The sequence below is a fragment of the Saonia sp. genome (genome assembly GCF_056326165.1).
Genome location: NZ_JBWFBN010000001.1, coordinates 66,279 through 87,570 on the forward strand (window position 1 = coordinate 66,279; position 21,292 = coordinate 87,570).

The following is a 21,292-nucleotide window of genomic DNA, read 5'->3' on the forward strand; positions in this document are numbered from 1 at the left end:
ACATGTTCTCATTACTTTGTACTTTATATTCTGTACTCTTTTTAATTATACTTCTCAGACATGTCTTTACAAACCGATGTTAAGGTATCAATAACCTCATCCGTAAGTTTACCTGACTTTAATGTATCTAAAACACCTCTATGTTTAGCGTTTAAGAATTCGATAAAATCAGTTTCAAATTCTTTTACTTTATCAACAGGAACATCTTTTAACAAGTTCTTAGAACCTGCATAGATAATTGCTACTTGATCTTCTACTGTAAAAGGGTCGTTTTGTGCTTGTTTTAATATTTCAACGTTACGACGTCCTTTTTCAATCACATTTAAGGTTGCAGCATCCAAATCAGAACCAAACTTAGCAAACGCTTCCAATTCACGGAATTGTGCTTGATCCAGTTTTAATGTACCTGCTACTTTCTTCATTGATTTAATCTGTGCATTACCACCAACACGAGATACCGAAATACCTACGTTAATTGCTGGACGAACACCCTGGTTAAATAAATCTTGTTCCAAGAAAATTTGACCATCTGTAATAGAAATTACATTGGTTGGAATATATGCTGATACATCACCTGCTTGCGTCTCAATAATTGGCAAGGCTGTTAATGAACCTCCACCTTTTACGATTGGTTTTAATGAATCTGGAAGGTCATTCATATTCTTTGCAATACCATCATCTGCAATAACTTTTGCAGAACGCTCTAATAATCTAGAGTGAAGGTAGAATACATCTCCTGGATAAGCCTCACGTCCCGGTGGTCTTCTTAATAATAAAGAAACCTCACGATACGCAACTGCTTGTTTAGATAAATCATCATAAATAATCAATGCTGGTCTACCTGTATCTCTAAAATACTCACCAATTGCAGCACCTGCAAATGGAGCGTATACCTGCATTGCTGCAGGGTCAGATGCGTTAGCAGCAACTATAGTTGTATATGCTAATGCGCCTTTATCTTCTAATGTTTGTGCAATGGCAGCAACTGTAGAGGCTTTTTGACCAATTGCAACATATATACAATATACAGGAACTCCTGCATCGTAAAATTCTTTTTGATTAAGGATGGTATCAATACAAACTGTTGTTTTACCCGTTTGACGGTCACCAATTACCAACTCACGTTGACCTCTACCTACTGGAATCATAGCATCAATTGCTTTAATTCCTGTTTGTAATGGTTCTGTTACTGGTTCACGGAAGATAACACCTGGCGCTTTACGCTCCAATGGCATTTCGTATAAGTCTCCAGAGATAGCACCTTTACCATCAATAGGAAGACCTAATGTGTTTACAACACGACCAACAATCCCTTCACCTACTTTAATAGATGCAATAGTTTGTGTACGTTTTACTGTAGTACCTTCTTTAACATCTCTAGAAGGGCTTAACAATACAACACCTACGTTATCTTCTTCTAAGTTAAGTACGATTCCTTGTAAACCTCCTTCGAACTCCACTAATTCACCGTATCCAACATTAGATAAACCGTACACTCTGGCAATACCATCACCAATTTGTAAAACCGTTCCTACTTCATCCAAAGAAGCTTTAGCTTCGAATCCGGACAATTGTTGTTTTAATATTGCTGATACCTCAGCTGCTTTTACTCCTGCCATCTTTATAGACTATTTGTAAATTCTCTTTTTAATCCGTTTAATTTATTTGCTACGCTAGCATCATATTGCGTATCTCCAACACGCAATACAAAACCGCCCACAATACTTTCGTCAACTTTATTTTCAATAGTGACATTGTTCCCAGTAATCTTAGTTACTTGGGCCAATATTTTCTTTTCCAAATCTGCTGTTAAAGGAACTGCTGTTGTTACATAAGCAATATCCTTTCCTTTTAACTGCTCGTGAAGAATTATATATTTTAAGGCTACGTCTTTTAATAGGTTAATACGCTTATTATCAGTTAGTGTATCAATCAATCCTTTAGTAATCTCATGACTACCTTTAAAAACTTCTTTTAAAGCATTCTTTTTTATTCCACTCTTAGTAACTGGATTGTCTAAAAAATTCTGCAGTTCAGCATTATCCGAAATTGTACTAGAAATAGAACGCATATCTGCATCAATAGCATCTGCTGCTTTCTTCTCGACTGCAAAATCCAAAGTTGCTTTGGCGTAACGTATGGCTGCTCTAGCTTCGTTCATCTTTAATTAGTTCAGTTTGATATCGCCCAACATATCTTCAACCAGTTTTAACTGCTTGCCTTTGTTTGACAATTCTTCTTTGATAACTTTTTCAGCAATTTCTACTGATAAATTAGCTACCTGATTTTTTATATCTGCAACAGCTGCTTTCTTTTCACTTTCGATTGCCGCTTGTGCTTGCTTTATCATTTTATCTCCTTCAGCTTGAGCTTGCTCTTTAGCGTCTGCAACAATTGTGTTTTTTATTTCGCGTGCTTCTTTAAGCAATGCTTCTCTTTCTGCACGTGCCTCTTTCAATAGTTTTTCACTATCCGCAGTAACATTCTGCATTTCTTTTTTTGCATTCTCGGCAGCTGCCAATGCGTCTTTAATACCATCTTCCCTATCGTTTACCGCATTTAGGATTGGTTTCCATGCAAATTTTCTTAATAAAAGAAGTAAGGCTACAAAAAGTATTATCTGCCAAACAAATAACCCAAATGAAAAATCATTAATTAATTTTTCCATAATATTTTTTTTAATTCAATTTGTTATAGGCAATAACTATAACCAACCGTTATAGTTATTGCCTAATAATTGGTTGTTTTTAGCCTACAAATAAAGCTGCAAACCCAATACCTTCAATAAGTGCTGCTGCAATCAACATCGCTGTTTGAATTTTACCAGTAGCCTCAGGCTGACGAGCAATAGCGTCCATTGCTGAACCACCAATTCTACCAATACCGATACCAACACCGATAACAATTAAACCTGCTCCTACTATAGTTGGAATTTCCATAATGTATATATAATTAAAATTAAAAAATTCAATTTATTAATGTGCTTCTTCGTGTTCATGCTCTTCTACTGCAAAACCAAAATATAAAGCTGATAACAGTGTAAAGATATATGCTTGTAATGCCGCTACTAAAACCTCTATTATAGAAAGGAAGAATGCAAGAAACAAACTCAAACCTCCGCCTATCCAATTTTGAAATATAAAAATCAGTGCTATAATACTCATTAGCACTACATGCCCAGCCATGATGTTGGCATATAAACGTATCATTAAAGCAAAAGGCTTGATGAAAACTCCCAGTAATTCAATTGGCGCTAAAATAATTTTCATAGGCCAAGGAACTCCTGGCATCCAAAATATGTGTTTCCAGTAATTTTTATTTCCTGAAAATATCGTGATAATAAAAGTTAGTAAAGCCAATGCTAGAGTAATAGCAATATTCCCAGTAACATTTATTCCAAGAGGGGTGAGCCCCAATAAATTTAAAAACCAAATAAAGAAAAATACGGTCAACAAGAATGGCATATATTTTTTATACTTTTTCTCACCTATATTTGGTTTGGCAATATCATCTCTAATATACAAAACTATAGGTTCAAAGAAACGTCCTGCCCCCTTTGCTATTGGTCCTTTTCCAAAAGATTTAGCCAAGCCTCCAAACAATAAAAACATCAAAATACCAGTGACGAATATCATTACCACATTCTTGGTAATAGAAAAATCTAACGGTTTTGCATTTGAAACATGGTGTTCACTATCATAATCTATTGCACCCTTAGCGTCCGTTTTGTAAATCTTGTTGTGATACAATTTGTAGTAGTTTCCATTGTTTTCAGCAACAGTTTCACCATGATGGAATTTAGAAGAAGAGAAAAACTGTATCCCATTATCCCATAAAATTACAGGAAGAGAAAAACCATAATGTTTGTTCTTTTCTGAATCGGAAAAAAAAGTGAATGAGTGTGAATCTTGTATATGATGATCAATGTCCGCCTTTATTTTATCTCTAAAACTTACCTCAGCTACTTCATGAGTTGAAGGAATCTCATTCGCTTCTTTTGTCTCATGATGCTGAGCAACAGATACAAAAGAAATTAAAAGCAATAAAACTGTAATCTTTTTAATTGAAAATTTTCCTGGCATATCACTCAAATAATCGTGTCTCAAAAATCGGTGCAAATGTAAGCCATTATTGCAAAAAGAAAAAAGCTTTTTTAGAGTTTATTTAATAGCCTTTTTCTTGTAATAAAAGGATCATAAATTTATTCTAAATTTTTAAGCATTTTAGACATGAAAATTGTCTCTATAATCAGGGAAATAACATACGGTACAAAGAACGCAAGAAATTCTAGCCTACTCATTTCCCCATCAGTTTTATACACAGGGTAAAATATTGCAAAAAAGATGATGAACTTTAAAAAACTGCCTGCTATAAAAAGAAAGCCAATCTGGTTTTTGAGTTTCTCCTTTAAAAAAAAAAGAATAATGTAAATTAATGACGCAAGCACACCATTAATCAAATAAGATACTATAATTAAGTTGTCATATTTTGGAAGCCCAGCATATTGTAGTAGTGCAATATGAATAAAGAAAGTGACCCCTAATAATGTTAGAATGATTAGTATAAATTGTACTACAGGGTGAGTTTTTGACATTACTTTTTAAGCCTTTTAAGACGTTGCAAAATTACCCAAATAGAAATTGCCACACCAATTAGTGTGGCAAAAGCAGTAAAAATTCTTTTTTCTGTACCGAAATGATTGTCCAGCCATTTTCCCCCATTGGCAGCCAAAAAAATAATGGCTCCCATCTCAAAAGCAATGCCTGTAAGGATTAAAGCGTTCTTTAATTTACTCTTCTTAGGAGGCTTTTGCTGGTTCATTGGTTTTTATAGCTTCTTGCTTAAAGCCAGAAGTTGTATTAGAAACATTTTTGCTTTTTGCACCCATTGTACAAGCTGCATTAAAGGTAGCCCCTGGTTCAACAGCTAATTTAGCAACTGACACTGTGCCTTCTATTACAGCAGAAGATTTTAAAGACAGCAATTGTGAAACCAAAAGTTCTCCATTAAAACTTCCTTCAATATCTGCATTTACACATTCTACTTTCCCATGAATATAGCCATCTTTTCCGATAACTACTTTTCCAGAAGTTTTTACGTTCCCGTCTAATTTTCCGTCTATTCTAAAATCTGCTTCAGAGATAATATCTCCTTTAATTTTTGTGTTCTTTTCAATCCTGTTCGGTTGTCCGCCTAATTCTGTCATAACTCTGGGTTTTTTGTTGTCTGAAAACATTGTTCTAAGGTTTTGGGGTTAAAACTTGCGCTTTATATTCTTCTATATTTTTATGTACTTGTATTGTTTTATAGTTCTTTGATAAAATTACAAAATTCTCATTAGCAACTTTGTAATCTTTGTTGTTTTTTAACAGCTCTGCATAGCCCAAAGCCCTGTCTTTTGAAGTAAAGCCATGAACTACAATAAATTGGTCTTCCAAATTATAAATATCCTTGGAAACAATATTGCTATATTTCAGTTCCTTAATGGATTTTTGCAAAAGCTCCATCAAAGCAATGGCTTTGTCATTCTCCCTTCTTTTAAAAGGAAATACTACTTTCCAATTTCCTTTTGTTGCGCCAGTTTCCAAAGAAAATTCTTTGGGTTCCAATTTTGGCAATTGATCATCTATCATCTGTTGGGCTTTCTTGCCCTCTGGATTGTTAGGATAGTTAAGTGCAACATATGTAAGGGTCTCTTTAAAATCGTTATAACCCTGTAATCTGCCTATAGCGTTTGCTTTTAGCATTTCAAACTTGGGCACCACTTGATCTCCTGCAAAATTATTGATGTTTGTTTCTGCGCCTGTAATTACTTGTAAAAATTTTTGGTCTTGATATAGTTTAAACAACTTAGCATATTGAGCATCTGGACCATCCGTATTGCCTTCCAAAACTGCTTGAGGGTTCAATAATATTTCCGCATAGCGTGAATTTGGGTGGTTTTTGATAATATTTTCTTTCATTCCGGAAGCCAAATTGCTCCCCGATTCCTCATATATTTTATACAGGTTGTATTTGGATGGAAGTATCAATCGTACTTCTGGGTTAGATTCCAAAACGCTTTCCAGTTTGCCAGCCGCCAAAAGATTCTCTTTAAACTTTTCCTTATAAATAAGCCCTAATTGATAGTTGGCAAAATTTCGTTCGGTTTTTAGACTATCAATAACGGCAACATCTGTCGGTATTTTATCTAAATAGAAATCCAGAGAATATTTTTGTTCCTCCGTTATATTCTCCGCCTCTGTATTTGTTGTAGATACAATTTCTCCTTCTAACCCATCGGTTGGAATAGTTGTTGTTTTGTTAGACCATCTCCAGTTGTCCTCTAAAATACGCTCTCCCCATAAGGTCTTAAAGTCGTTCTTTCCATAACCCAAACTCGTAATGTTATAGAAATAGAATTTACCTTTATTTGCCTTTCCTCCTTTAGTCTCTGCAAATGCTGCTATGCCAGCTGTTACGCGTTCTGTTTCTTTTTTGGCAGCTTCTTCATCCTTTCTTTTTATCTCAGCAATATATTCCTCAAAATAAGCTGTTTGTTTCTCCTTGGGCATATTGTACAAGGCGATTACACTATCTGCATACTGTACCACTTCTTCATAGGCAATAACGTCTTCTAAATTGTCCAATTTCTTTTTTATGGCACGATAAGTTCTTGTGTTCTCTGGTAAGTTAGTCAAGACACTATCATAATACGCCCCGGCACTTTTATATTCATTCTTATCAAAATGATGCTCTGCCAAGTCCGTATAATTAAACGCATTCAATTTGGGTTCGTTTTGAGTTACTCTAAGGGATTTGTTAAAATAGGCCAGTGCCAAACTATCAGATTTGTTTCCCAAATGATATTCTGCAATTTGCCTATATATTTTGTCTAAAAAAGGTCTGTTTTCCCTGTTTTCCTCTAAATCCGTCAAATATTCTAAGAGCTCTTCCTTGTTTTCCTGGGTAACGTTGGTGTTTTTTATTTTTTGTAGATGTGCATTGATCATATACACTCGGGGAGATTTTCTGTTTAAAGCAATCACCTTATCAAAAGCATAGTTGGCACTGTCTTTATGATTTAATTGATTGTACAACTGACCTATAATAAAATAATACCTTCCTTTTTCTGGATTTTTAGTAGTGTAAGTTGATGCTATTTTAAGTTGTTGAATTGCTGTATCAGGAGCATTTAAATTTATATAAGCTTGAGCCATTACTGCCCTTGCATCAGCATATTCTTGATTTTTTAATGTTTCAAACTTAAAGAGCTTTTTTAGATTTTTTATGGCCAATTCTTCATTCTCCAAACGAATGTTCACCTTTTCCCGCCAAATAGTGGCTTCGTTTAGCTTATCGCTCTCTTCATATTTACGAAGGATATAATTAAAAGATTCCAATGCCGGAATGTAACGTTGGTCAAAATATCGAGCCTTGCCCAACAAAAGAAATGCCTCATCAGTCTGTGGGTTACGTTCCACATCCTCAATATCCATACTATGTTTTTGTATGGCCTTAGTAGCTTTTTCTTCAGCAATTATAAAATTTGGGTTGTTGTTTTCAGAATCCAGTTTTATTTCATCTGTCACTTCTAGGCGCTCTATTGGAAGTACTTCCCAATAATCGTCTAGGTACGATTCGTTAAGTGATTCCCTGCCTTCCTCAAAAGCAATGTTCCCATTGTACAAGGTATTGTACTTGGTGTTTAGGGCATGCCAATTTCGATTGATAAGGGCGTCTTTTTTTGTGGAACATGCGTTAAAAACCACAGTCCCCAAAACAGCAGATAAAATAAATTTAAAATGAAGCTTCAAAATTATCGATATTCTTGTCTACTCTTAACAGAAAAACAGGCAGAATATTATATGCTTCATCGGTAAAATGCAATTATTTTTTTGGTTGATGAAATTGCTTTTTTGTGTATTTGGTTCTCCAACCCTGTTCAATGGTTACCCAGCAAAGAAACTTTCTAACTCTTTTAGGGTTTCTTTAGATGTTTCAATGTCTTTTACAATCTCTCCTTTGTTCAGCACTACAATACGTTCACAAACTTCTGTAACATGGATTAAATCGTGGCTAGAAACCAAAACGGTAACATCTTTGTTCTCTGCCAAATCTTTTATTATTCCTTTGAGCCTTATTTGCGTTGTAGGGTCCAAATTGGCAAAGGGTTCATCAAGAATTACGACTTCTGGATTGCCGATAAAGGACGCCACAATACCTACTTTCTTTTGGTTTCCCTTAGACAAATCTCTTAAATACTTTTTCTGTCCCAATATTTCCCCATGAAAAAAATCTTTATAATTGGAAATTAAGGCATTTACATCTGCCCTGTTCTGTCCTCTTAATTCTCCAATGAAGTAAAAATATTCTTCAGGGGTTAAATAGCCAATCAAGAAACTTTCATCAATAAATGCCGATGTAAAAGGTTTCCAATCTTCACTACTATTTACCTGTATATCATTACTTAAAATGTGTCCAGTTGTAGGCTGAATTAAATCTAGCAAGAGGCTAAAAAAAGTGGTTTTTCCAGCTCCATTGTTTCCAACAAGACCAAAACTCTCTCCTTTTGGAATTTCAAGATTTTCTATGTTAAGAACTGTTTGGGTTCCGTATGTTTTACTTAGGTCAGTTGCTTTTATCATTTGTATAATTTAAAATCTTAATCTATAATGTCTACTTTTCTTTGTATGCTAAAAGGGTTTTATATTTCTCCTTTTTATATACCTGTTCTATTTTTTTAAATACCCAGTTTTTAAAAGCAAAACCCAATATGCCCGTTAGCGCAACAAAAATATACCCAGCCGTAGGGCCTAAAGTAAAATGTCCTGCAGCATAAACAACCAAAGGCAATAATAGTTTTGGAAGGGTTAGTAGTAATGTTTTTGCATTAAAAGCCTGTTTGTCTCCAAATGCTTTTTTATTAGATGTTAAATCAATAGGGGTTTTTATATAAGCACCACCCCACAGTACCAAATAGGAGTTAACTCCAATATTATAGATAGCTCCCACCAACACAGCCAGATAGGCATCCCATCCAAAATAAATATAAAATGATGCTATAATTGTACTAACCACTGTGGCAATAAGAATTAAATACCACTTAGAATTTAAATATTCTTTATAAGAAATATTCTGGCTCATCATTAATGGGTAATAGGAACTATCCCAACTAGGGACGTATTGTCCAAAAGTGAACAAAAACCCTCCTGATACAAATATGCCTGCAAAAATCTTCCAAATAGGTCCATCATAAACTTCCACTGCCCCCGTAAAAAATAGCAATCCATAGAAAAGGAACATAACACTCATTATTACTGTTGTCCTTGAACGTTTGTTTCTTTTTATGAGTTTAATATCGTTTTTTAAGAACGTGCCCAATTTTCCGTATTTATCTAACCACGTAAAATCCTCTGTTTTGGCCTCCGTATGTTTTGTGGCCAAGCCACCATCCAAATACATGTTCTTTTTAAAATAGCTGAAAGAAGCATAATACAATCCTATCAAGACCACCCATGGAGTTATTGCGGTCCAAGGAATATCAAATAACCCATCAAATAAAGGAGCGGTATAGGTAGTGACATCAAAGACTTCATAATACTGGCATATTCCCAGAACCCCTATAATTCCAGCAATAATATAAAAAACAACATTCTTATTATTTACTAATACATTAATAAAATTGTTACAGTAAAATAAGGCCATCATCCCCAAATGCCATCCAATGACACCAACCGGTGAATACCCTTTTACCAACAACACAATAGAAAACGGAATAAAGAAAAAGGCATGTGCCCAATTAAAAAATGAGACCACAGTCTTCCCCAGAGAATAATTTACAACCTCACTTTTTTTAAAAGGCAAATACAACAAGGGTTTTATGTTGGTTACTGGCATTTTTTGCAGCATATAGCGCATAACTAAATCCAAAACCAAATAATAGATCATAAATCTATTCACCACCCTTAAAGGGTCCCCCAAACCAGCTTCTTCTATCATAAAATAGGAACCAACTCCCAAGGCCAAGAAAACGGCAATAAAATAGATAGCCCCAAAAATCATTAGTATTTTAAACCAAATCTCTGTTTTAAAAGAAGATGCTCTAAAAAACGATTTCCATTGAAGGTTGATGAAGTGTTTAAACATAATGGCTGGTTAATTTACACTAGGATTAGTAACTAAAATACAATTTTTGTTACACCGCAGGCTATTTTTTTTCAAAACTCAATTAATATGGGCTTTCCTTTCCTTAATTTTGCACAAATTTTTATTTAATGAGCGTTTTTCATTCCCTTACCGTATCTGCCGTTGAGCAATTAACTCCTAATTCTGTTGCCATATCTTTTAATGTACCAGAAACTCTAAAAGAAACCTTCTTATTTATTGCTGGGCAATATATTACCATAAAACATACTGTAGACGGACAAGAACTTAGAAGGGCATATTCTATTTCTTCTTCGCCATCATCCAATAACCTAACAGTCGGAATTAAAAAAGTGGAAGGCGGTACTTTTTCTGTCTATGCAAATGCCCAAATTAAGGCTGGGGATGTTCTAGAGGTTATGCCGCCCGAAGGGCGTTTTGTTTTTCAAGGTGATGGCTCTTCAAAACACATCGCCGCCTTTGCCGCTGGCAGCGGTATTACTCCAATACTAAGTATTGCCCAAACTGTATTAGAAAATAACAATACCAATACTTTTGTATTGGTTTATGGTAACCGAACGCCCCAAGAAACTATGTTTTATAGGGAAATAAGAGAATTATTAAATAAATATACCGATAGGTTTTTTGTTAAGCATGTTTTTAGCCGTACCCAAGAGGATGAGTCTCTATTTGGAAGAATTGAGACCTCAACTGTCAATTATATAATTAAAAATAAGTTCAAGGAAACTTCTTTTGATGCCTTTTACCTTTGTGGTCCAGAGGAAATGATTCATCAGGTTTCCAACACTCTTAAAGATACGGGTGTTTCTGAAGAAAACATCTTTTTTGAACTTTTTACAACTTCTGATGAAGAGGATCTAATGGCGGAAGAATTGGAAGGAAAAACCAAAGTGGAAGTTATCTTAGATGATGAGACCTTCCATTTTACAATGGACAAGAAGAAACTGGTTTTGGATGCGGTCTTAAAAGAGGATATTGATGCTCCTTACTCTTGTCAAGGCGGTGTATGCAGTAGCTGTATTGCCAGAATTGTAGAAGGAAAAGCCGAAATGGTCCAGAACCAGATTTTAACGGACGGTGAAATTGCCGATGGCCTGATTTTAACTTGCCAAGCACATCCTACAACTTCCAAATTAAAATTGGACTATGATGATGTTTAGGTTCTGATACATTTCTGACCTTCAAATCTTCTTTTCTACATAAAAACTGTACCTTCTTTACACGTAAAGTATAAAACCATTTCCATTTTGGAAATGGTACCAGAAAGGGTTATGTTTATACAAGTGTAAAACTATTTAATTTACCTAACTTTTAAACATCTCATCTGCCATGAAAAAACATGTAGCTCTATATAGAACACTAGTCGTTGCCCTAGTTTTTCTGTTATTTTCGGCTTGCAAAGAAACTCCTAAGCAAGAAATAGATCAAACTGAAGAAATAAACCAATGGTTTGATGATAAATATGAAGAATTGCTACAGATGAGCCCTCTAGGACTTACCGCACAGGGGCGTAAAGACCAGTATGATAAAATAGATGACTTAAGTAAAGAAGCTGAGGATAAACAATTAGCTTGGTATACTGCAAGCACTGATGAACTCAAAGAAAAATTTGATTATGATAGCCTTGATGCGTCAGACCAGACTTCCTATGATTTATGGGTATATCAATACGAAACATTAAAGGAAGGATTTGCCTATAGAAATATGGACTATGTTTTTGACCAAATGCGTGGGTTACATGCCCGTCTTCCAAGTTATTTGATTAATTTTCATAAAGTAGATAGTATTGCAGATATGAATGCCTATGTTTCTAGAATTCAAGAAACAGGAAGAGCTATAAATCAATTGGTGGAAAGGGCTAAAGAACAAGCCTCTTTAAATATTCTCCCTCCCAAATTTGCTTTTGAAACTGTAATTACCCAAACTAAGGCATTGATAGATGGTAAGCCCTTACTAAATGATATGAATGGGAAAATTGACGCTCTTTTAGAGAGTGATAAAATAACGACTCAGCAAGCGGACTCCCTTAAAATAACATCAGAAAAAGCTTTAGAAGACCATTTTAAGCCAGCTTATGACAACCTATTGGTCTGGTTAGAAAAAGAAATTGATAATGCAGAAGAAATGCCAACAGGAGTTAGCCGTCATCCTAATGGGGCTGACTTTTATAATTATAGATTAAAGGTTTTTACCACGACCGGTCTTACAGCAGATGAAATCCATGAAATTGGTCTTAGTGAAGTCGCCAGAATAAAACAAGAAATGCTTGCTATAAAGGAAAAAGTGGGTTTTGAAGGAGATTTAAATGCGTTTTTTAAGTTTGTAAATACTGATAAACAGTTTTTCTTTCCAAATACTGATGAGGGGCGACAAGGTTACTTAGATGAGTCTACAAAATATTTGGACGAGTTAACAAAAAAACTGCCAGACTATTTTGGAATTCTTCCTAAGGCTAAATTAGAAGTAAAGCGTGTAGAGGCTTTTCGTGAACAGGATGGTGCTCCCCAGCACTATTCGGCAGGAACACCAGACGGATCTAGATCGGGTACGTATTATGCGCATCTATCGGATATGAATGCCATGCCAAAAACAACCATGGAAGGAGTGGCCTACCATGAAGGAAACCCTGGCCATCATATGCAAATTTCTATTGCCCAAGAATTAGAGTCCGTTCCTAAGTTTAGAACACAAGCAGGCTTTAGTGTATACAGTGAGGGTTGGGGGCTTTACTCAGAGGCCTTAGCAAAAGAAATGGGCGGTTATCAGAATCCATATTATGATTTTGGACGTTTGGTAAATGAAATTTGGAGAGCCATTCGTTTGGTGGTTGATACTGGTTTACATGCCAAAGGATGGACCGAAGCAGACGGGATAAAATATTTTACCGAAAATTCATCCATTTCTGAGGGGGCCATAAAAGCCGAGGTACAACGATACATGGTCATGCCAGGGCAGGCTACTTCTTATAAAATAGGAATGCTTAAAATTCAAGAATTGCGAAAAAAGGCAGAAGTAGAATTGGGAGCAGAATTTGATATTAAGGGATTCCATGATACAGTTCTTGGAGGTGGTGCTTTGCCATTAGAGTTACTTGAGCGCAGAGTCAATGCATGGATAAATTCTAAAAAGAAGGTAATAGGATAATGGTGTAAACTATTTTGCAATGGTTTTTTAATCCGCCAAACATGTATATATTACAATAAGCACTATGTTTTCTGCTTATTTATATTTTTCATGTTTTCAAACTATGTGGTTTGTCTCTAACTTAATTTATTAATCTTATTTTCCTTTTTAGGTCTTTCATCGAAGAAAATTCTTGAGAAATCTTTCATTCTTGCATTTTCAAAGTTTAAAAAACCCTAAAAACAAACCTCATGGTCGGTATCCCGTATTTTTAATTTCTGATAATCTGTAAAGAACCTTTTAGGCTTTCGACCAAAATGCAGTGCATCTTTTATCGTAATTTTAGCTTTTAAAATCACACTAAAAAAATAAAAATGGCAAACTCTTATTATGACCCTTCGGACCTACGAAAATTTGGAAAAATCACTGAATGGAGTGAAGAACTTGGAACAAAATTCTTTGATTACTACGGAAAAGTTTTTGAGGAAGGCGCATTAACGGCACGGGAGAAATCTTTAATCGCCCTAGCAGTTGCTCATGTAGTAAAATGTCCATATTGTATTGATGCTTACACCAAAGATGGTCTGCAACGTGGTATAACCAAAGAAGAAATGATGGAAGCGGTACATGCTGGTGCTGCAATTGAAAGTGGTGCTACACTTGTCCATGGCGTGCAAATGATGAACAAATACAATAAATTATCAATGTAAAATTGTGGTTAGTTTTTGGTTCTTAGTTAAGAATATTAACCAACAACATATATTGCTAACACCCAACACCTAGTTAATGGCAACAAAATCTTTAAAAGCACAAGAAAACGAACTAGCCACCACCAATAAACAGTTGGAAATATTAAATGGTGGTCTTTTTGCAGATGGGGAATTGCCAACTTTTAAGGATAAGATTGCAGAAATAGATCAATTTCCCCTTCGGCCACAAAAACTGGAAATTCTTCAAATAAATGTTGGATACATGTGCAATCAAGTTTGTGCGCATTGCCATGTTGATGCAGGGCCAGACAGAAAAGAGATTATGACCAAAGAAACCATGTGGCAATGTTTGGAAGTAATTAAAAATACTGGAGCCCATACATTGGATTTAACGGGGGGTGCGCCTGAAATGAACCCTAATTTTAGGTGGTTTGTAGAAGAAGCGTCAAAAGCTGGTATTAAAGATTTTATTGTTCGTTCCAATCTCACCATCATACGAGCCAATAAAAAATATTACGATTTACCTGAGTTTTTTAAGAAGTACAATGTCCATGTGGTTTCTTCTATGCCACATTATACAAGAGGCAAAACAGACAAACAGCGTGGAGATGGGGTTTTTGATAAATCTATAAAAGCCCTGCAAGACCTTAATGCTGTTGGTTATGGTATGGCAGATAGTGATTTACGGTTAGATTTGGTTTACAATCCTTCTGGGGCGTATTTACCAGGTAACCAAGCTGCCTTGGAGCATGACTTTAAAAAGGCTTTGAAAGAAGACTTTAACATTCAGTTCCATAATCTATTTGCAATCACCAATTTGCCCATTGCTAGGTTTTTAGATTATTTGATTGCTTCAGAAAACTATGAGGACTATATGTATTCCTTGGTTGAAGCCTATAATCCTGCAGCAGTTGCAAATGTAATGTGTACCAATACAATTTCCGTTAGCTGGGATGGTTGGCTGTATGATTGTGATTTTAACCAAATGTTAGATTTAAAGGTTGCAAGTAAAATAAAACATATTAAGGATTATAATGAAGAAGTGCTCACGGACCGAAACATTATTATATCTCAGCATTGTTATGGTTGTACGGCTGGCGCAGGTAGTAGCTGTCAAGGTACTGTTGCCTAGTTGATTTCTTTAAATTTTATCTACATAATATGCTGAAAACAAATTGTTTGAGTGTATTTTCTTACTTTTTATCCATAAAATAAAACACTTAAACCGACCAGCCGGTTTGTAAACTTTATCAAAAAAAGTGTAGTTCACCCGAATTTCTCCATTTTAACGAATTTTATCTGCTTCTTATCCTTTAGTTTTAACCAAATGCGTGATTCAAGGGTTCTTTGTTACAGACTTAACGGTCTATTAACCATTAAAACCCAAATCTGATGGATAAGAATCTAAAACGCATGGCAACCATGCACAAATTACAAGTAGCAGGATTAGAATTGTTCTACAAAAAAGGATACTATAATACAAGTGTAGATGATATTCTAAAATCTCTTTCTCTTTCTAAAGGTGCTTTTTATCATCACTTTAATTCTAAGGAAGACTTTTTCATTAGTATCATTCAAAATTTAGTTGTTCAAAAAGTATATGGAATGCTAATTGAACCAATAGAAGGAAAAGAAAACCCATTTGTTACTATCGAGAAATGTTTCGAAAATGCTCTTGAAACAGCTGAACACAATGAATTGGACTTTGGTTTTGTACTAAGTAATTTCATGACAGAATTTAATAGAAGAAATCCAGAGATTATGAGATACTTAAAGGATATCTTAAAAATTTGGGAAGTAAATCTTGTTTCTACCTTACAGAAAGGAAAATTAGATGGATATGTTGCAAGACATGTAGATTGTGAAGGGGTGGCCACTTATTTAATTTCTTCATATATAGGTATTAGGTCTATGATGGTAGAAGGAAATTGCAAAGCGTTGAAATATAATTACATACAACAACAAAGGGTGTACTTTAGGTCTTTGTCCGTACAAGAATTTGCAAGTCCTAGTCTATAATTTCTAATATTTTTTTTACAACATTATTGGGGTCAATGGTTTCCATTGCCCTTTCATACCCTTTGGGAAACTTATTCCCGTAAATAGAGGTAGGAATTAATGGGAATTTATTCCTATTAGACACAATTGATTTATTAATCCCTTGTCCAAAAGGAGAAAATCCTGCAAATGGATGAGTTACACCCCATAAGGTTATGGTTGGGATTCCGTACATGGCAGATAAATGACCGTTGCCACTGTCCATAGACACCATTACATCTAAATTAGAGATTACTGAAAGTTCCTCTTTAAAAGAGAGTTTCCCCGCAACTGAAATTACATTTGAGTGCTTTTTGGCAAGTTGATGTAATTGTTCCTCTTCTGTATTTCCACCTCCAAAAAGTAATATTTTATACTTATCGGGATTGTATAGTTTTCTAATAACCTCTTCTATTAAATCAAATGGATACACTTTGCTTTCATAAGCAGCAAACGGCGCTATTCCAATCCATTTTTTAGTGTCATTCCCAATTATTTTTTTTGCCTTTTCAGATAAAATTTCTTTAGATATAAGATGTGGGTTTGATAACTCCAATGAAAAACCTATAGCTTTAAAAACATCAGCGTATCTTTCATGAGTTGTTTTTAGTTGCTTAAAGACTTTGTTTTTTGAAGCGGTAAGGGCTCCTTTTTCTTTTCTTCCTTTATCAATTTGAAAAAAAGGGATATTGCTCCAGTTAAAGTATTTTTTTAAAATATTGCTTCGCAACACATTATGCAAATCAGCCACCGCATCAATTTCTTGGTATTTTAGTTCCTTAAAAAGCCTCCAAAGACCATAAGCTCCTTTGTGCCTTCCTTTTACATCCGCCTCATAAACAGTGACATTTTCTAATTGTGAAAATATAGGTTTAAAAAACGCTCTAGTTAATACTGTAATTTTTAATTCTGGATATTGATTGAGGAGTGTTGCAATAACGGGAACAGTCATAGCCACATCTCCCATAGCCGATAGGCGAATAACCAGTAAATGTGATACTTTTTTATTATTTATTCCCACGAAGAACGGGGTTTAATTCCTCATCATTGTACATCTTCATTTGTTTGTATACTTTCATGTACTTAATGCCATTCTCAATATCAATTAACAATTGGTCAATCGCTGTAGAAAGATCTTTCTTTTGTTCTAATAATATATCAAGCTTGTTTTGGCATTTTTCCAAATGTTGTGGAGATGCATCTGTACGATTTGCCTCTTCTTGCATATGGTAAATCTTTAATGCTAAAATAGAAAGTCTATCTACTGCCCATGCCGGGCTTTCTGTATTAATGGTTGCGCTTTCTTTAGATTGTACCGATTGGTATTTATTGAGAAAAAAGCTATCTATATATTCAACTAAATCCGTCCTGTCTTGATTGCTTGCATCAATTTTTCTCTTTAATATCAATGCTTCGTCTGGGTCTATGTTGGGGTCTCTAATAATATCCTCAAAATGCCACTGCACAGTATCTATCCAGTTTTTTCTATATAATAAATGTGAAATATCATCCTTGTCATAGGGGTTTTCAAAAGGTTGATTTACATCATCTTTAATATGGTAGTCCTCAATACTTTTCCAAAAAATTGAATAAGCCAACTCACTAAACATATGGGAAATTATTTTTTACAAAGATACCGTATTTATTTTATGAGAAAATCTGAGATTGCTATACCAAGAGTGATGACTACTGAACCAATTAATATTATTTCTTTAATATTTTCCCTTTTTATGGATTCTATATAATTGGTGATAAATACTGCCGCGGGAAAAAAGGTTAAAATCAGAAGAGATGTCGACAAGTTATTTAAAACAAAGACTGCAAGTCCAATTATAAGAGATATTAATACCAGCCTAAGTGAAATAATCCTGCCAAGGCCTGTTTTTCCTAGTTTTATAAATGAAAAGAAAATTGTAAAAATGACACTAACAATATATAATACAAACATAATTTGGCCTCTCCAATTTTGGAAAATATCCATGTCAAATTTAAAGGAAAATAGATAATGTTTTTTTATAAAATCTGTGCTGTTTGTAACTGTTAAAAAACAAAATACAATAATGGAAAATGCACAAATAGCAACAATGGGCAATAACCAATTTCTAAAATTTTTTGGCTGGTATAAATAAATGGTTGCAAAAACCAAAACTAAATAGAGTAGAGCCCAATCATAAAATAGACTTGCTATTACCACCCAAATTGTGGCATCAAAAATTTTTTTCTTTACATTGTTCAAGGTCTTTATACTTACTAGCCTTCTTATTGATATTAAAACAAAAAGACTGCACAAGAGCGCCTTGCCGTTTGCCATTACTTCGGGGAAAATTAAGATAAGTAATGTATAAATAAGGATGGTATAGGTGTTAGCTCCTGTCAACTTATTTCTACTTATAACAAAATTGACAACAAAAACACTGAACAATAATGCTCCTAAAGTAAGTAGGTCGAAAAATACTGTTTCCATCAATATGTCTTTTGGAAATAGGAAAAAATTGGTTGCCCAATAAAAAAGAAACAGGAAAGAAAGCACAATGATAAAACTTATTGGCTTTGTTTTTCCAAAAATGCTTGAAATCATCTTGGGTTTTACTATTTTTGTATCGTAAATATAGCTAAGATGAAGTCATTTTTTGAAGGTATAGAAGATTTATTTGTTAATGTGCTTTTTGCTCCCTATGATTTGTTCCGCTTTATGGAAAACTGGTGGGGTTCTAACTCCATTAATTGGATTTTTATGATTATTGGTGCCGTTGCCATGGTTTATTGGATGTTGCAACTTAAAATCTTTAGTGACAATGGTGAGGAAGATAAGAGTATTTCTTCACACTCCTACTTATAGGTCAAACCCAATATCTTTTCGGTAATACATTCCGTCAAAATGTAGATTTTCCAGGTTTTGATAGGATTTTTGTAATGCTTCTTTAAAATTATCTCCAAAGGAAGTAATTGCCATCACTCTCCCTCCATTTGTGACCACATTACCATCATAATGTGTTGTTCCTGCATGAAAGACAAGAGAGTCATTCATGTTTTTATAACCAGTAATTTCTTTCCCTTTTTCATACGCCTCTGGATAACCTTCCGAAACAGTCATTACTGTTGTGGCTGTTCTATCATCAATCTCTAAATCAATTTTATTTAAGGTTTGATTGGCTACAGCTTGAAAAACCTCAACTAAATCATTTTTAATTCGTGGCACTACAACTTCAGTCTCAGGATCACCCATTCTTACATTGTATTCAATTACCATGGGTTCATTTCCAACTTTTATCAAACCAATAAAAATAAATCCTTTATACGGTAATTGATCTCTTTTAAGACCTTCTACTGTAGGTTTAACTATCCTGTCATGGATTTTGTCGTGAAATTCCTTATCAGCGAAAGGGACTGGTGAAATAGCTCCCATACCTCCGGTATTGAGTCCAGTGTCGCTTTCACCTATTCTCTTATAGTCTTTAGCGGTAGGGAGTACTTTATAGTTCTCTCCGTCTGTCAATACAAAAACACTTAGTTCTATTCCAGACAAAAATTCTTCTATTACAACAGTCGTACTCGCGCTACCGAACTTGGAATCCACCAACATGGCCTTTAGCTCCTTTTTGGCTTCTTCTATGTCATTTAAAATTAAAACCCCCTTGCCCGCTGCAAGGCCATCCGCTTTTAATACATATGGAGGAGTCAAACTTTCTAAAAAAGAAAAACCCTCTTCTAAGTTTTCTTTTGTAAAACTCTGGTACGCTGCTGTTGGAATATGGTGTCTCATCATAAACTCCTTAGCAAACTCCTTACTGCCTTCAAGTTCTGCAGCAGCCTTTTGAGGTCCAATTACAGGAATGTGAGCAATTTCAGGGTCATCTAGAAAAAAATCATGAACCCCATTCACCAAAGGGTCTTCTGGTCCTACAACCACCATTTGTACGTTATTGGAAAGCACCACTTCTTTAATGACATCAAAATCATTTACATCAACAGGGATGTTTTCAGCAATTTCAGCAGTGCCTGCATTACCTGGCAACACAAAAAGCTTTCCCAGTTTAGGGCTTTGATACAGTTTCCAAGCAAATGTATGTTCACGGCCTCCTGAACCTAGTATAAGAATATTCATTTTAAAAAATTTGCACAAAAATAAGGGTTGATATTAAAAATGTAGCCCTTTTGGGTTATTAATATTTATCATATCAAAATACATTATTATATATGCGTCTTTTTCAAAAAAGAAAATCCTCAGAATTGTTTCTGAGGATTTAAGCTTATATACATATACTCTATTTACTTTATTCTATCCGTAAAATCTCGATGCTCCGTTCTTTTCAAGTCATCCTTTGAAAGTGTTTTAAAATAGTCAAAGGTTTTTTTCATCCCTTCTTCTCTACCAACCTTAGGTTCCCAACCCAAAATTTCTTTTGCTTTAGTAATGTTGGGTTGTCTTTGCATGGGATCATCCTTTGGTAATGGCTTGTATATAATTTTTTGATCAGTTCCAGTAAGCTTGATGATTTCCTCGGCAAAATCTTTAATGGTTATTTCATGTGGGTTGCCAATATTAACTGGGTCGCTATAATCACTCAACAACAATCTATATATTCCTTCTATTTCGTCATCCACATAACAAAAAGATCTTGTTTGGGAGCCATCACCAAAAACAGTTAAATCTTCGCCGCGCAATGCTTGACCCATAAAAGCTGGAATTACTCGACCATCATTGAGTCTCATTCTTGGACCATACGTATTGAAAATACGAACAATCCTAGTCTCTACACCATGGAAACGGTGATATGCCATTGTAATTGATTCTTGAAACCTTTTGGCCTCATCATAAACCCCTCTAGGACCAATTGTGTTTACATTTCCATAATATTCCTCTGTCTGTGGATGCACCAATGGGTCTCCATAAATTTCCGATGTAGAAGCAATAAGGATTCTTGCGTTTTTGTCCTTAGCAAGGCCTAATAAATTATGTGTCCCCAAAGCTCCAACTTTTAAGGTTTGAATGGGAATCTTTAAATAATCTATGGGACTGGCCGGAGATGCAAAATGGAGTATATAATCCAATTTACCTGGGACATGTACAAATTTTGTAACATCATGGTGATAATATTCAAAATTCTCTAGCTTGAAGAGGTGTTCTATATTTTTTAAATCGCCCGTAATCAAGTTGTCCATGGCTATAACATGGTACCCTTCCTTTATAAAACGATCACAGAGGTGCGATCCTAAAAAACCAGCAGCCCCTGTTATTAATATTCTTTTCATAATTAGCAAAATAATTTAGATTC

General features: G+C 34.8%; 22 protein-coding genes. 6 read left to right on the forward strand and 16 right to left on the reverse strand.

What is annotated here, in order from left to right:
* Positions 1-41: 41 nt before the first annotated feature.
* The 11 genes from atpA to AC000W_RS00350 form a co-directional block, all read right to left on the reverse strand.
* Positions 42-1,619 carry a F0F1 ATP synthase subunit alpha gene (atpA, locus tag AC000W_RS00300; protein WP_474745081.1) on the reverse strand — a complete coding sequence of 526 codons (1,578 nt, stop codon included), beginning with the start codon at positions 1,617-1,619 and terminating at the stop codon, positions 42-44.
* A 2-nt stretch (positions 1,620-1,621) separates the two neighbouring features.
* A complete protein-coding gene (gene atpH / locus AC000W_RS00305) occupies positions 1,622-2,161 on the reverse strand; it encodes an ATP synthase F1 subunit delta (RefSeq protein ID WP_474745082.1) in 540 nt (179 codons plus the stop codon).
* Positions 2,162-2,167: 6 nt separating this feature from the next.
* On the reverse strand, positions 2,168-2,668 hold the full coding sequence (locus AC000W_RS00310) for a F0F1 ATP synthase subunit B (protein WP_474745083.1): 501 nt from the start codon (positions 2,666-2,668) through the stop codon (positions 2,168-2,170).
* A gap of 79 nt (positions 2,669-2,747) precedes the next feature.
* Positions 2,748-2,939 (reverse strand): ATP synthase F0 subunit C, encoded by a 192-nt coding sequence (atpE, locus tag AC000W_RS00315; protein WP_424350270.1) that lies wholly within the window; start codon positions 2,937-2,939, stop codon positions 2,748-2,750.
* A gap of 36 nt (positions 2,940-2,975) precedes the next feature.
* A complete protein-coding gene (gene atpB / locus AC000W_RS00320) occupies positions 2,976-4,082 on the reverse strand; it encodes a F0F1 ATP synthase subunit A (RefSeq protein ID WP_474745084.1) in 1,107 nt (368 codons plus the stop codon).
* A gap of 119 nt (positions 4,083-4,201) precedes the next feature.
* Complete coding sequence (locus tag AC000W_RS00325) at positions 4,202-4,594, reverse strand: DUF6168 family protein (RefSeq protein WP_474745085.1); 393 nt, start codon at positions 4,592-4,594, stop codon at positions 4,202-4,204.
* Complete coding sequence (locus tag AC000W_RS00330) at positions 4,594-4,821, reverse strand: AtpZ/AtpI family protein (protein WP_474745086.1); 228 nt, start codon at positions 4,819-4,821, stop codon at positions 4,594-4,596. Before AC000W_RS00330 ends, AC000W_RS00325 begins: the two co-directional genes overlap by 1 nt.
* A complete protein-coding gene (locus AC000W_RS00335) occupies positions 4,799-5,236 on the reverse strand; it encodes a bactofilin family protein (protein WP_474745087.1) in 438 nt (145 codons plus the stop codon). Before AC000W_RS00335 ends, AC000W_RS00330 begins: the two co-directional genes overlap by 23 nt.
* A 4-nt stretch (positions 5,237-5,240) precedes the next feature.
* The gene (porW, locus tag AC000W_RS00340) at positions 5,241-7,796 is read right to left on the reverse strand and encodes a type IX secretion system periplasmic lipoprotein PorW/SprE (protein ID WP_474745088.1); all 2,556 of its coding nucleotides are present in this window, start codon (positions 7,794-7,796) and stop codon (positions 5,241-5,243) included.
* A gap of 135 nt (positions 7,797-7,931) precedes the next feature.
* A complete protein-coding gene (locus AC000W_RS00345; protein ID WP_474745089.1) occupies positions 7,932-8,627 on the reverse strand; it encodes an ABC transporter ATP-binding protein in 696 nt (231 codons plus the stop codon).
* A gap of 31 nt (positions 8,628-8,658) precedes the next feature.
* Positions 8,659-10,128, reverse strand: coding sequence for a DUF5687 family protein (locus AC000W_RS00350; protein ID WP_474745090.1), 1,470 nt, complete (start codon positions 10,126-10,128; stop codon positions 8,659-8,661).
* Between the two features lie 128 nt (positions 10,129-10,256).
* Here AC000W_RS00350 and AC000W_RS00355 point away from each other — a divergent pair, with 128 nt between their 5' ends.
* The 5 genes from AC000W_RS00355 (at position 10,257) to AC000W_RS00375 (ending at position 15,998) form a co-directional block, all read left to right on the forward strand.
* The gene (locus AC000W_RS00355; protein WP_474745091.1) at positions 10,257-11,306 is read left to right on the forward strand and encodes a 2Fe-2S iron-sulfur cluster-binding protein; all 1,050 of its coding nucleotides are present in this window, start codon (positions 10,257-10,259) and stop codon (positions 11,304-11,306) included.
* A gap of 169 nt (positions 11,307-11,475) precedes the next feature.
* Complete coding sequence (locus AC000W_RS00360) at positions 11,476-13,290, forward strand: DUF885 domain-containing protein (RefSeq protein WP_474745092.1); 1,815 nt, start codon at positions 11,476-11,478, stop codon at positions 13,288-13,290.
* A gap of 353 nt (positions 13,291-13,643) precedes the next feature.
* On the forward strand, positions 13,644-13,979 hold the full coding sequence (locus tag AC000W_RS00365; protein ID WP_474745093.1) for an arsenosugar biosynthesis-associated peroxidase-like protein: 336 nt from the start codon (positions 13,644-13,646) through the stop codon (positions 13,977-13,979).
* A 76-nt stretch (positions 13,980-14,055) separates the two neighbouring features.
* Positions 14,056-15,111 (forward strand): arsenosugar biosynthesis radical SAM (seleno)protein ArsS, encoded by a 1,056-nt coding sequence (arsS, locus tag AC000W_RS00370; protein ID WP_474745094.1) that lies wholly within the window; start codon positions 14,056-14,058, stop codon positions 15,109-15,111.
* 260 nt (positions 15,112-15,371) lie between these two features.
* Positions 15,372-15,998 (forward strand): TetR/AcrR family transcriptional regulator, encoded by a 627-nt coding sequence (locus AC000W_RS00375; RefSeq protein WP_474745095.1) that lies wholly within the window; start codon positions 15,372-15,374, stop codon positions 15,996-15,998.
* On the opposite strand, the gene AC000W_RS00380 is transcribed toward AC000W_RS00375, so the two are convergent.
* Genes AC000W_RS00380 through AC000W_RS00390 form a run of 3 tightly spaced genes read right to left on the reverse strand, consistent with a single transcriptional unit; the run spans position 15,988 to position 18,480 of the window.
* Positions 15,988-17,037, reverse strand: coding sequence for a glycosyltransferase family 9 protein (locus AC000W_RS00380; RefSeq protein ID WP_474745096.1), 1,050 nt, complete (start codon positions 17,035-17,037; stop codon positions 15,988-15,990). The genes AC000W_RS00375 and AC000W_RS00380 overlap by 11 nt on opposite strands.
* Complete coding sequence (locus AC000W_RS00385; RefSeq protein WP_474745097.1) at positions 17,024-17,626, reverse strand: DUF4254 domain-containing protein; 603 nt, start codon at positions 17,624-17,626, stop codon at positions 17,024-17,026. Before AC000W_RS00385 ends, AC000W_RS00380 begins: the two co-directional genes overlap by 14 nt.
* A 32-nt stretch (positions 17,627-17,658) precedes the next feature.
* Positions 17,659-18,480 carry a DUF6427 family protein gene (locus tag AC000W_RS00390; protein ID WP_474745098.1) on the reverse strand — a complete coding sequence of 274 codons (822 nt, stop codon included), beginning with the start codon at positions 18,478-18,480 and terminating at the stop codon, positions 17,659-17,661.
* A gap of 153 nt (positions 18,481-18,633) precedes the next feature.
* On the opposite strand from AC000W_RS00390, the gene AC000W_RS00395 reads away from it, so the two are divergent.
* Positions 18,634-18,855: a DUF6341 family protein gene (locus AC000W_RS00395; protein WP_474745099.1), complete on the forward strand. Its 222-nt coding sequence runs from the start codon at positions 18,634-18,636 to the stop codon at positions 18,853-18,855.
* Here AC000W_RS00395 and purD read toward each other — a convergent pair.
* Positions 18,850-20,121, reverse strand: a complete 1,272-nt coding sequence (gene purD / locus AC000W_RS00400; RefSeq protein WP_474745100.1) for a phosphoribosylamine--glycine ligase — start codon at positions 20,119-20,121, stop codon at positions 18,850-18,852. The two genes, AC000W_RS00395 and purD, sit on opposite strands and share 6 nt — an antisense overlap.
* Positions 20,122-20,285: 164 nt before the next feature.
* Positions 20,286-21,269, reverse strand: coding sequence for a UDP-glucuronic acid decarboxylase family protein (locus AC000W_RS00405; protein ID WP_474745102.1), 984 nt, complete (start codon positions 21,267-21,269; stop codon positions 20,286-20,288).
* Positions 21,270-21,292: the final 23 nt, after the last annotated feature.

What these genes read in the sequence shown, in the direction of transcription:
- AC000W_RS00365 (WP_474745093.1), top strand. Translation starts at nt 13,644, where the DNA reads ATGGCAAACTCTTATTATGACCCTTCGGACCTACGAAAATTTGGAAAA.
- AC000W_RS00345 (WP_474745089.1), bottom strand. Translation starts at nt 8,627, where the DNA reads ATGATAAAAGCAACTGACCTAAGTAAAACATACGGAACCCAAACAGTT.
- AC000W_RS00390 (WP_474745098.1), bottom strand. Translation starts at nt 18,480, where the DNA reads ATGGAAACAGTATTTTTCGACCTACTTACTTTAGGAGCATTATTGTTC.
- atpH (WP_474745082.1), bottom strand. Translation starts at nt 2,161, where the DNA reads ATGAACGAAGCTAGAGCAGCCATACGTTACGCCAAAGCAACTTTGGAT.
- AC000W_RS00395 (WP_474745099.1), top strand. Translation starts at nt 18,634, where the DNA reads ATGAAGTCATTTTTTGAAGGTATAGAAGATTTATTTGTTAATGTGCTT.
- AC000W_RS00330 (WP_474745086.1), bottom strand. Translation starts at nt 4,821, where the DNA reads ATGAACCAGCAAAAGCCTCCTAAGAAGAGTAAATTAAAGAACGCTTTA.
- AC000W_RS00350 (WP_474745090.1), bottom strand. Translation starts at nt 10,128, where the DNA reads ATGTTTAAACACTTCATCAACCTTCAATGGAAATCGTTTTTTAGAGCA.
- purD (WP_474745100.1), bottom strand. Translation starts at nt 20,121, where the DNA reads ATGAATATTCTTATACTAGGTTCAGGAGGCCGTGAACATACATTTGCT.
- atpE (WP_424350270.1), bottom strand. Translation starts at nt 2,939, where the DNA reads ATGGAAATTCCAACTATAGTAGGAGCAGGTTTAATTGTTATCGGTGTT.
- arsS (WP_474745094.1), top strand. Translation starts at nt 14,056, where the DNA reads ATGGCAACAAAATCTTTAAAAGCACAAGAAAACGAACTAGCCACCACC.
- AC000W_RS00325 (WP_474745085.1), bottom strand. Translation starts at nt 4,594, where the DNA reads ATGTCAAAAACTCACCCTGTAGTACAATTTATACTAATCATTCTAACA.
- AC000W_RS00405 (WP_474745102.1), bottom strand. Translation starts at nt 21,269, where the DNA reads ATGAAAAGAATATTAATAACAGGGGCTGCTGGTTTTTTAGGATCGCAC.
- AC000W_RS00385 (WP_474745097.1), bottom strand. Translation starts at nt 17,626, where the DNA reads ATGTTTAGTGAGTTGGCTTATTCAATTTTTTGGAAAAGTATTGAGGAC.
- AC000W_RS00355 (WP_474745091.1), top strand. Translation starts at nt 10,257, where the DNA reads ATGAGCGTTTTTCATTCCCTTACCGTATCTGCCGTTGAGCAATTAACT.
- AC000W_RS00310 (WP_474745083.1), bottom strand. Translation starts at nt 2,668, where the DNA reads ATGGAAAAATTAATTAATGATTTTTCATTTGGGTTATTTGTTTGGCAG.
- AC000W_RS00335 (WP_474745087.1), bottom strand. Translation starts at nt 5,236, where the DNA reads ATGTTTTCAGACAACAAAAAACCCAGAGTTATGACAGAATTAGGCGGA.
- AC000W_RS00375 (WP_474745095.1), top strand. Translation starts at nt 15,372, where the DNA reads ATGGATAAGAATCTAAAACGCATGGCAACCATGCACAAATTACAAGTA.
- atpB (WP_474745084.1), bottom strand. Translation starts at nt 4,082, where the DNA reads ATGCCAGGAAAATTTTCAATTAAAAAGATTACAGTTTTATTGCTTTTA.
- AC000W_RS00360 (WP_474745092.1), top strand. Translation starts at nt 11,476, where the DNA reads ATGAAAAAACATGTAGCTCTATATAGAACACTAGTCGTTGCCCTAGTT.
- atpA (WP_474745081.1), bottom strand. Translation starts at nt 1,619, where the DNA reads ATGGCAGGAGTAAAAGCAGCTGAGGTATCAGCAATATTAAAACAACAA.